Here is a 9,351-nt window from a genome sequence, read left to right as displayed (position 1 = left end):
TGCATAAGCCACTTCACTGATATTGCCGGTTTGCTGTTCCATTAATTTAGCTGCTTTTTTGAGCCGGAAGGTGCGGATCAGATCCCCAGGTGATTGATCAGTAAGTGATTTTAACTTACGGTGAAGATGTACCCGGCTAAGTCCAAGTTCACGGCCGAATAATAAAAGATCAAATGAGGGGTCGGCTACGTGGGCCTCCAATATCCCCATCACTTTTTGCAAAAACTGCTCATCTACAGAATGGACCACATTTTCGATCGGAACCAAAGATATAGATCGGCTGAATCGCTCCCTCAACCGCTTTCTGTATGCCACTTGGTTAAGTACCCGAAGTTCCAGTTCCTTAATGCTGAAAGGCTTGGTCAGATATTCATCCGCTCCGATTTCCAATCCTGCCATTTTGCTTTCCACATCCGCTTTTGCTGTCAGGAGAATGACTGCTATATGACTGGTGCGCACATCAGTCTTCAGCCGTTGACAGAGATTGATCCCATCTAACCCGGGCATCATGACATCACTGATAATCAGGTCAGGCCCCAATTCCAATGCCTTTTTCCACCCTATATTCCCATCCCTTGCCTCATAAATAGCAAATTCAGCCGGAAGGCTATTTTTAATAAAATGACAGAGATCTGCATTGTCTTCTATCACCAGTACACTTGTTTGATCCTTTTTAGGTTTTTGTTCATGCTCATTTGTATTGGCTGATTCAGATAAAAATATGGGTTGCTGCTCCGACAATTCATTATTTTTGATCGGCAACTTATTCTGAATGTTTGGCTCGGGCACTTCGATAAACTGAAAGGGAAGAAGGATTTGAAATAGACTGCCCTCACCTGGCTTACTTTCCACGGTGATGGTGCCACCCTGCAATTCTACCAGTTCCTTAGTAAGCGCTAACCCAATACCTGTTCCTTCAAATGTTCTGGTCGCAGACAGGTCAGCTTGAAAAAAGCGTTCAAACACACGGGATATTAGTTCTTTAGAAATACCAATTCCGGTATCCCGGACGGAAATACTTAACCAGGCTATTGCAGAATCGTGCCGCTCTTCTTTAATTTCGAGTAATACTTCACCACCTGGGGGAGTGAATTTGCAGGCGTTGGAGAGCAGGTTTGAAAGGATCTTCTCCAGTTTATCCTCATCGAACATCACCCACAGTGACCCATTAGGTAGAAAAAACTTATAATGTATTCCCTTGTTTTCAAATAAGGATGAGAATGAACTAGCCATCAAAGTCAAATAACCCACGATTTCTCCAGGTTTAAGTTGAAGGTGCAATTTACCAGCTTCCAAACGTGACAAGTCCAAGAGCTGATTAACTAGTTGAAGGAGCCGATCGGCACTGCGGTGAATGAGCTTATAGCCCAAAGCCCGATCTGCAAAAGGCTTTTCCTGCAGTAAAAAATCCTCTACTGTACCCTGTATCAGTGATAATGGGGTTCGGAATTCGTGGGAGATATTGGAAAAAAACCGAGATTTGAGGGTGTCCATCTCCCGTAGCCTTTCTGCTTCCACCTGCTGAATAAGCAGACTGGCATTAAGCCTCTCCCGCCGTACAATTTCTCGCCTTGCCAATAAAAGACTTATCAGAATAAGGAAACTATAACCTACATAAGCCCACCAGGACCCCCACCATGGGGGAAGGATGCTGATGGTGACTGATGCTCCTTCTTCATTCCATAACCCGTCATTATTGGAAGCCTTCACCCGGAAAGTATAGTTTCCCGGTTTAAGATCAGTATAACTGGCAGACCTGATATTCCCTGTATGGACCCAATTCTTATCTACTCCTTCCAATTGATAAGCATATCGGATTTTATCAGGGGCTGTATAATCCAATGCAACAAAATCAAATGAGATAAAATTTTCATCAAATGGTAATTCCAACTTTTCTTCCGTCGGTATTAAAAGGTTTTTTTCGAATACTTTCAATCCTGTTATATACACTGGTGGAAGATTGTTATTGTCCTTGATGCTGTCAGGGTGAAAAACCACGAAACCATTGGTGGTTCCAAAATATAATTTTCCATTTTTATGGCTTTTACTACCCTGATAAAAAAAATTACCGGGCAATCCGTCCAAGGTGCTGTAATTTTGGAAAGTCATGGTTTTTGGATCCAATTGGGAGAGACCCTTGCTGGTTCCTATCCACAGATTACCCCGATGGTCTTCCACAATGCTTTCAATATGGTTACTTGGCAAGCCTTGGTTGACTGTATAAGATACAAATTTTTCAGTTCCGGCGTCAAAGCGGCTGAGGCCTCCCTGATTAGTCCCCACCCAAATTATGCCACGGGAATCTTCGTAAATGGCCCTGATGTCTTTATCCGTTATACTTCCAATTTCAGTTGGATGTTGGGGTCTGTAAAAGGTGAATTTTGACGATTTGGGATCAAAACGGTTGATCCCTCTGCCAGGAGTTGCAGCCCAAATGTCCCCGGTTTGACTTACCATTATTGAGCTGATATTGTGGAAATTTAATCCCCTTTCATTTTTCGGATCGTACCAGTAATAAGTAAATTCCTTAGTTTCCGGATCAAAATTTACAAGGGCTCCTTGGAAAATGTAGCCTCCCTTGGTGCCGCCAAACCATAAATTACCCGATTGATCTTCTGCTATAATCTGCACCCGAACTTCAGTAGGGTGCCGGATGAATTTGTCAGTTCCTTTTTCCCGGCCAAATAATGCTTCATCCGTTCCTATCCACATATTACCACTGTGATCCTGATAAGGGACAAAGAACTGGTTTTTGGACATTCCTGATGAACCGGCAAAGGGGAGGTTGATTTTACCGAACTCGTTAAGTATTGGGTCAAATTGGAACAATCCTCCACCTGGTATTTTGGAATCCCTTGTTTTACCCGAATTCCCCAGCCATAATACTCCCTTTTCATCTTCTACAAGATGAGTAATGTTATTTTCATCCAAATGAAAAAGATCAGGGGAAGGCTTTATCTGGAAAGACCGGAAATCTTTATTATTGGCTTTCCATTTATTGATGCCATTGGTGGTGCCCACCCAAAGGTGACCTTTATCGTCCATCAGGACTGATTCCACGGTATTGTTGCTTAAACTTCCTAAATAAAGGGGATCGGACTTAAAGGTAAGAACCTCATCCGTTTTTTTATTTATGCGCTGTAACCCGTTAGTGGTAGTCAGCCATATAAATCCCGAATTGTCTTCGTATAGTTTACCCAGAGTCCCATTAATAATTTTATTAATTAGCCCCCCGGGATTATATGGACTAAGCTGGGGAGAGGGACTTCGGGTATCCAAGCGAAATAGCCCATCCCCATTGGTACCCACCCAAAGAATACCCTCCTTGTCAACATGCAGTGAAGTGATTCTCACAGACGGGTAAGAACCCAATGAGAAAGGAATGAATTTTCCGGAATTACGGTCAAAATGATACAACTTTCCCGGTGAAGCGGCCCATAACCTACCCATAGGATCTTCCGCTACGGACACAATCATCGTTTCTTCTTCCGGGGAAGGGAAACAGGTAAAAGTACGGTTTCCTAATTCAAATTTGGCTAATCCCCCGGCCCCACTAACCCAGAAATCTCCATTGCTGTCTATAAAAATATCAGTCAGGGCATTCCAGTAATGGTCGCCTATGGAATCCAGCAGGTAAGTAGTTACTTTACCGCTTCTTTTATCAATATGATTTAAACCGCCTCCACGGGAAGCCAGCCACAACTGTCCATCTCTGTCCTCTGTTATATCGGAAATAACGTTATGGCTTAGGGTTTTCGATGCTTTGTCCGGATCTGGTTGGAATACTGTAAAAGTGTACCCGTCAAACCTGTTCAGTCCCTCCCATGTACCAAACCAGATAAAACCCTCCCTGTCCTGATAAATACTTAAAATCCTGTTGTGCGAAAGTCCGTCCTGTTCTGATAAATGCTCAAAAGACCAGTCTGTTTGTGCCTTAAGACATGATAAATAGGGAAGCAAAACCAATAAAAGAAATAGGGAGCTAAATTTCATCGCTGATAATTGGTTAATTTAAGAACGAATTGAAAAAGGAAAACATTAAAAAAATTTGAATCTCTTCGTCAATCCCATTTTGTTGGCTTTCAATTATTATAGAATGACTAAATGATCTAGGTTTGGATCAAATCTTTTTACTAAAAATACAAAAAAATAAAATGAATATCCTATAATATATTTGAAGAAAAATTATAAATCCCCCTCCTTTTTAAATGCTACTGTACCCTTTAGATATAATGTTTGATTAATTTCAAACCGGCATCCACAGTGGCTCTCTTGATTTTGTGACACGGGATTTTCATTGCCGCCTCCATCAGTATTTCATTAATTTCCATGATGGAAAAACTTCCCCAAAAGGCTGATTTCAGTTCCAAAAGCGGTATATTTATAAAAAAGAAAAAGGCAGCGAGCTAAAAAAAAAAGTACCTTTTCATCAAAATTAAACTATTAATAATCAAGCTTTTAGGAAATCTTTTCTGAGGAGGGGTGTGACCATGCTATAAGATTAGCACGAAAAATAACTCCTGAGAGCTTTTACAGATACATTAATTTAAGCGTAGTTGCTGAAAAATGTTAACCGGGTTTGAGAGATTGCAAAAGTCGTTTGGTGAAAGAGTGACGGCGCATTGGAAACTGATCCTTAGCAGACCCAAGTATCAGTTATGGGTCTTTATTGCCATAGTTCTACTCCTGATTACAATGCTCGCATTATTCGAAGTACACACTTCGAGAATGCAGGCATGGTACTTTTCCTCCGTTTCCAGGGATTTGATTTTTCATACCGAAGCAGGCCCGGCAGCCACACCATTGTCTCCCACCCGCGGACCATACGATTTGAGGCTTGGGTATGCCCAACTACCTCAATTTATTACAACCCTTTCAGGTCGCGGATATCATGTTAATGCACAGGCCCGGGTTTCTGACCGGATGCATAAGCTGACAAAATCCGGCATCCACCCGATTTATCATCAGAAAAACCAGGCAGGGCTAACCTTACTGGCTGATGACGGAGAACAGATCTATATGAACAGATTTCCGCACAGGGTGTATGAAAGCTATAATGATATTCCCCCGGTACTTGTCCAAACGCTGTTATTTATTGAAAACCGCACACTGCTCAACCCTAGCAATCCATATATGAATCCCGCCATTGATTGGAACCGGCTTGGGAAAGCGGCTATGGAAAAAGCCCTGTCCAAGATCGGCAGCCCGCGGCGGGTGCCGGGAGGAAGTACACTTGCCACACAGCTTGAAAAAGTGCGCCACTCACCGGAGGGAATCACAGAAAATGTCGCGCAAAAAATCCGCCAGATGTTGTCTGCTTCGTTCCGGAGCTATCTTGGCGGGGAGCAAACACTTGAGTCCCGGAAAAGTATCGTACTCAACTATTTCAATGCGCTGCCGCTTGCCGCAATTCCCGGTTTTGGGGAAGTAATCGGTTTGGGCGATGGTATGTGGGCTTGGTACAGCATCGGGTTCGAAGATTACAATAGCCTTCTTTTTGCCCATGCAGATGATCTGACAGAAGAAGAACAGGAAGTAAGATCTGAAATTTTCCGACGTGTACTCAGCCTGTTTCTTGCCCAGAGGCGCCCCTCCTATTACCTTACAACGCCGGAAGGCCTCCTGCAGCTGAACCGGCTGACGGATATTTACTCGAAAATGCTGTTGCGTGAAGGGGTGATTTCCCCCGATCTGCATCACCCTGAATACCAGGTGAGCACAGATCTGCGCCGGGTTGCCCCAAAGCAGGCCGTTATCTCCTTTATAGACCGTAAGGATGCCAACGCTGTCCGCACAGAACTGCTGGATATGCTTCAGGTCAACAGCCTCTACGATCTCGATCGGTTCGATCTAACTGTTCAAACCACTTTTAACAAAGAGGTGCAGCAGGCTGTTACACAAGTGCTTCAGCAGCTGCATGATCCCGAATTTATCCGAAAGACAGGATTCGAAGGGTGGCGGCTTATTTCCGGTGACCCGGAAAAGATTAATTATGCGGTGGTACTTTATGAAAGAACGTCCCGGGGCAATTTACTTCGTGTTCAGACTGACAATGTCGACAATCCCCTAAACATCAACAGCGGTACAAAGCTCGAGCTGGGATCCACAGCCAAACTTAGGGTGCTCATAAATTATCTTGAGATTATCAGCGACCTTTATGAGACTTATGCAGGTGTCACACCAGTGGAACTCCGGCAAATTCAAGTTCCCGGAAGAAACGCGATCAACCGCTGGGCCCTTGATTACTTGGCAAATCATTCTGATGCAACCAGGCGGCAATTACTTGAAGCGGCACTGCAGCGCAAATATTCCGCAAGCACAGCTGAGCGTTTTTTTACCGGTGGCGGGGTGCATACATTCAGTAACTTCGACGGCAAACACGAGGGTCGGATGATGACTGTAGCCGAGGCTTTTAACCACTCTGTTAACCTTCCCTTTATCCGGCTGATGAGGGACATTGTTAATTACTACGCCGGGTCTCTGCCGGGCAACCCCACCAGTGTGCTCGACGATCCTCACCACCCGGGCCGCATGGAGTATTTATCCCGCTTTGCCGATATGGAAGGGCGACAGTTCATGGATCAGTTTTACCGTAAATACAGAGATAAAAATGGAGATGAACTGATCAGCGAAGCACTGAAAGACCGCCAAACCAATCCTAGGCGTGCAGCCTGGATTTTCCGTTCCATCCGGCCCGAAGCTTCAATGGAACAGTTCCTTGCCATCAGGGATATTCACCCAAAACCTGCCGTCCTGGACGAGATCGTCGCGTTCAACCGGGCCGGCATTGAACCACTCAACTGGCAGGACCGCGGATACCTGGCCAGTGTCCATCCGCTCGAATTATGGCTTGTTTCCTATCTCTATCATAATCCCAGGGCCAGCAGGACCGACTGGATAGAAGCAAGCGCTGACGTCCGCAAGGAAGTGTACGGATGGCTTTTCAAACTCAATCGTAAACGAGCCCAGGACAACCGGATTTGGCAGGTAATCGAAAAAGACGCTTTTGCTGAGATGCACCGGGCATGGCAGAGAGTGGGTTATCCTTTCCCTTCTCTGGTACCCTCCTACGCCACAGCCATAGGCTCTTCTGCCGACAGACCAAGTGCTCTTGCCGAACTGGTTGGCATCATACTGAATGACGGCATTAGAATGCCAATGGCCCGTATGGAAAACCTACACTTTGCCTTTGGCACACCCTACGAAACGGTTATGGAACGTGAGCCTGCCAGAGGTGTGCGTGTGCTTTCATCCGAAGTAGCAGCTGTGGTGCACGATGCGATGGTCAATGTTGTGGAACAGGGTACTGGACGCAGAGTTGCCGGTACTATGAAAACATCAGAGGGCGAGGTTTTGACTGTCGGTGCTAAAACCGGTACCGGGAATAATCGCATCCAGGTTTTCGGGCCAAGGGGCACGTTGCTGGAATCAAGGGCCTTGAACCGTACCTCAACACTTGTATTTTTCATTGGTGATCATTTTTTCGGTACCATTACCGTATATGTTTCAGGCCGTGAAGCTTCAGGTCATGCTTTCACAAGCTCGCTGCCTGCGCAGTTGCTACGTTATCTTGCGCCAGAATTACAGCCGCTTATTGATGGCCAATTACCTCATCTAATGTCTGAAAACTTCCAGGAAGGCCCTGCTATCAGATTCATTGAAAACCCGGATAGCAATTGAGTCAGGTCAACTTATTGCCATGATTAAAAATACATTTGTGAATTGAATCTACCACTTGTAGCCGACTTGGATATCGGGGTATGGTACTGTCAAATCTTTTATAGGGCAAATTGGAAACCCTTTTGTTGGTATGCAAGTGCAAGCGGTCGTAGTGGTTGCGCCAGGGCACGTCTCTTATTGACATTTTTTACTTTGTGCCATACTTCACAAAATGAAATATGGTACATGGGTAAAAACTTTGTTTTAATGATTCACTTATTGAAAAAACCCGACTAAAATAATTCTTAAACAACCTTTTGGATCATTCTATTTTACTATTGCTGTACTGTTGGTTGATTTAGTTTGATTTATTTATAATCGAAAAACCCGAATTCAATGGATAAATGCAATACTAAAATTTGATGGAAAAGAACCCAGGTTCCTCCCCAAAGTCAACTTTCTAGATTGAATTTCCTCCCTTCTTTCTCATTTTATTTCAATCCAGTTCCTGTTATCGAAAAACGGATTTATCTCGATGTATTCAAACAGTTCATCATAAAGATGTTTGGTAGGTTAATAATAGATCAATTCCCTATACCATTCTGTGTTTTTGTCTGAATATGTGAGATTTGGGTTTTTTATTCTTTTGGAATTAAATACCAAGAAGTATGAATAATCCTGTTCTCTCTTGGCGACATAGGATTGGAAACCAGGAATTAAATCCTGCCATTCCAAGTTCCAATATTCGTCAATCCATCTTTCATTAATCCATGCTATTTCACCTAAGAACCACCCATGAAGAATATTTGGAAAATGCCTCTGATTCAACAAATTCGAATAACTCTTCATACAAGTATCTATTGGGGCTGTAATAAATTTCCTTAAACCAATCGGAGTGTTTCCCTGCTTCAGGAAGGTATGCATCCCTTGTTTTAAGAGAATCAAAAATAAGCACGTAAGCATATTTCCCTATTGCATCTCCTCTATTGTCTCCCATAGTAATGAAGCTCTTAACCCCGGGAAATACACCTTCCATAGCAGGATTCCAATATTCAATTACCCATTTTTCGAAATCTGAAGTGTTTATATCCGATTTAAGTTGGATACCATGGACTGATATCACCTCCCCTGTTCCCGTGCGCAAAGAATTAACCATGGGTTTATTTTCAGTTTTTGTTTCACTCATTTGGCCAAAGACCGGATAACATAGGATCCCCATTAACATGGTAAGGAAAATGTTTCTTAACCCAAATTCGTTGGTAAGAATCGCTGAAATTTTAAGTTGATTTTTCATGTTGTTATAATTTTAGCACATATTTTTGAATTGAACTTTTACCCATTCATATTGGGCAGTATATTATTGTTTAGCCTAAAGAAATTCTCAGGATCATATTTGTGCTTTAGTTTGGCCAAGCGGGAATAACTCGGTCCGTAGGCCACTTTGATCCGATCTAAACCGTCGTCATCGGCCAGCCAGTTTACAGCAGTCCCGTGGGTATGGGGCTCAACTTCTTTCCAAAAAGACCTGGTCCATGCAATCAGATGGTCAGCTTCTTCAGGATCCAGCCATTGTGGGGTGATATCGAAATACCATTGTTTACCCCGGTAGGGGAAGGGGGTTTCTTCCGGGCCCACCCGGGTAACTGCTCCCTTCATCACATTAAATAAAATCATGGAATAGGGACTGATTTC

The 9,351-nt window shown here is 43.7% G+C and carries 5 protein-coding genes; 1 reads left to right on the top strand and 4 read right to left on the bottom strand.

Translation table 11 applies throughout. The annotated features are described in order from the left end of the window. The coding region (locus tag ACEW8O_RS04500) for a two-component regulator propeller domain-containing protein (protein WP_373493429.1) at window positions 1-3,993 on the bottom strand (3,993 nt) is incomplete at its 3' end. 230 nt (window positions 3,994-4,223) lie between these two features. Then, window positions 4,224-4,370, bottom strand: a complete 147-nt coding sequence (locus tag ACEW8O_RS04495) for a hypothetical protein (RefSeq protein WP_373493428.1) — start codon at window positions 4,368-4,370, stop codon at window positions 4,224-4,226. 196 nt (window positions 4,371-4,566) lie between these two features. Here ACEW8O_RS04495 and ACEW8O_RS04490 point away from each other — a divergent pair, with 196 nt between their 5' ends. Beyond that, a complete protein-coding gene (locus ACEW8O_RS04490) occupies window positions 4,567-7,680 on the top strand; it encodes a transglycosylase domain-containing protein (protein ID WP_373493427.1) in 3,114 nt (1,037 codons plus the stop codon). Window positions 7,681-8,437: 757 nt separating this feature from the next. On the opposite strand, the gene ACEW8O_RS04485 is transcribed toward ACEW8O_RS04490, so the two are convergent. Further along, window positions 8,438-8,953 (bottom strand): hypothetical protein, encoded by a 516-nt coding sequence (locus ACEW8O_RS04485; RefSeq protein ID WP_373493426.1) that lies wholly within the window; start codon window positions 8,951-8,953, stop codon window positions 8,438-8,440. Window positions 8,954-8,991: 38 nt separating this feature from the next. Continuing rightward, the coding region (locus ACEW8O_RS04480) for a BBE domain-containing protein (protein ID WP_373493425.1) at window positions 8,992-9,351 on the bottom strand (360 nt) is incomplete at its 5' end.

Origin of the sequence: Aquiflexum sp., from assembly GCF_041749095.1 — a bacterium.
GTDB lineage: Bacteria > Bacteroidota > Bacteroidia > Cytophagales > Cyclobacteriaceae > Aquiflexum.
Note: the sequence above shows the minus strand (reverse complement) of the source record. Positions and strands in the feature narration are given on the sequence as shown.

What these genes read in the sequence shown, in the direction of transcription:
- ACEW8O_RS04490 (WP_373493427.1), top strand. Translation starts at nt 4,567, where the DNA reads ATGTTAACCGGGTTTGAGAGATTGCAAAAGTCGTTTGGTGAAAGAGTG.
- ACEW8O_RS04485 (WP_373493426.1), bottom strand. Translation starts at nt 8,953, where the DNA reads ATGAAAAATCAACTTAAAATTTCAGCGATTCTTACCAACGAATTTGGG.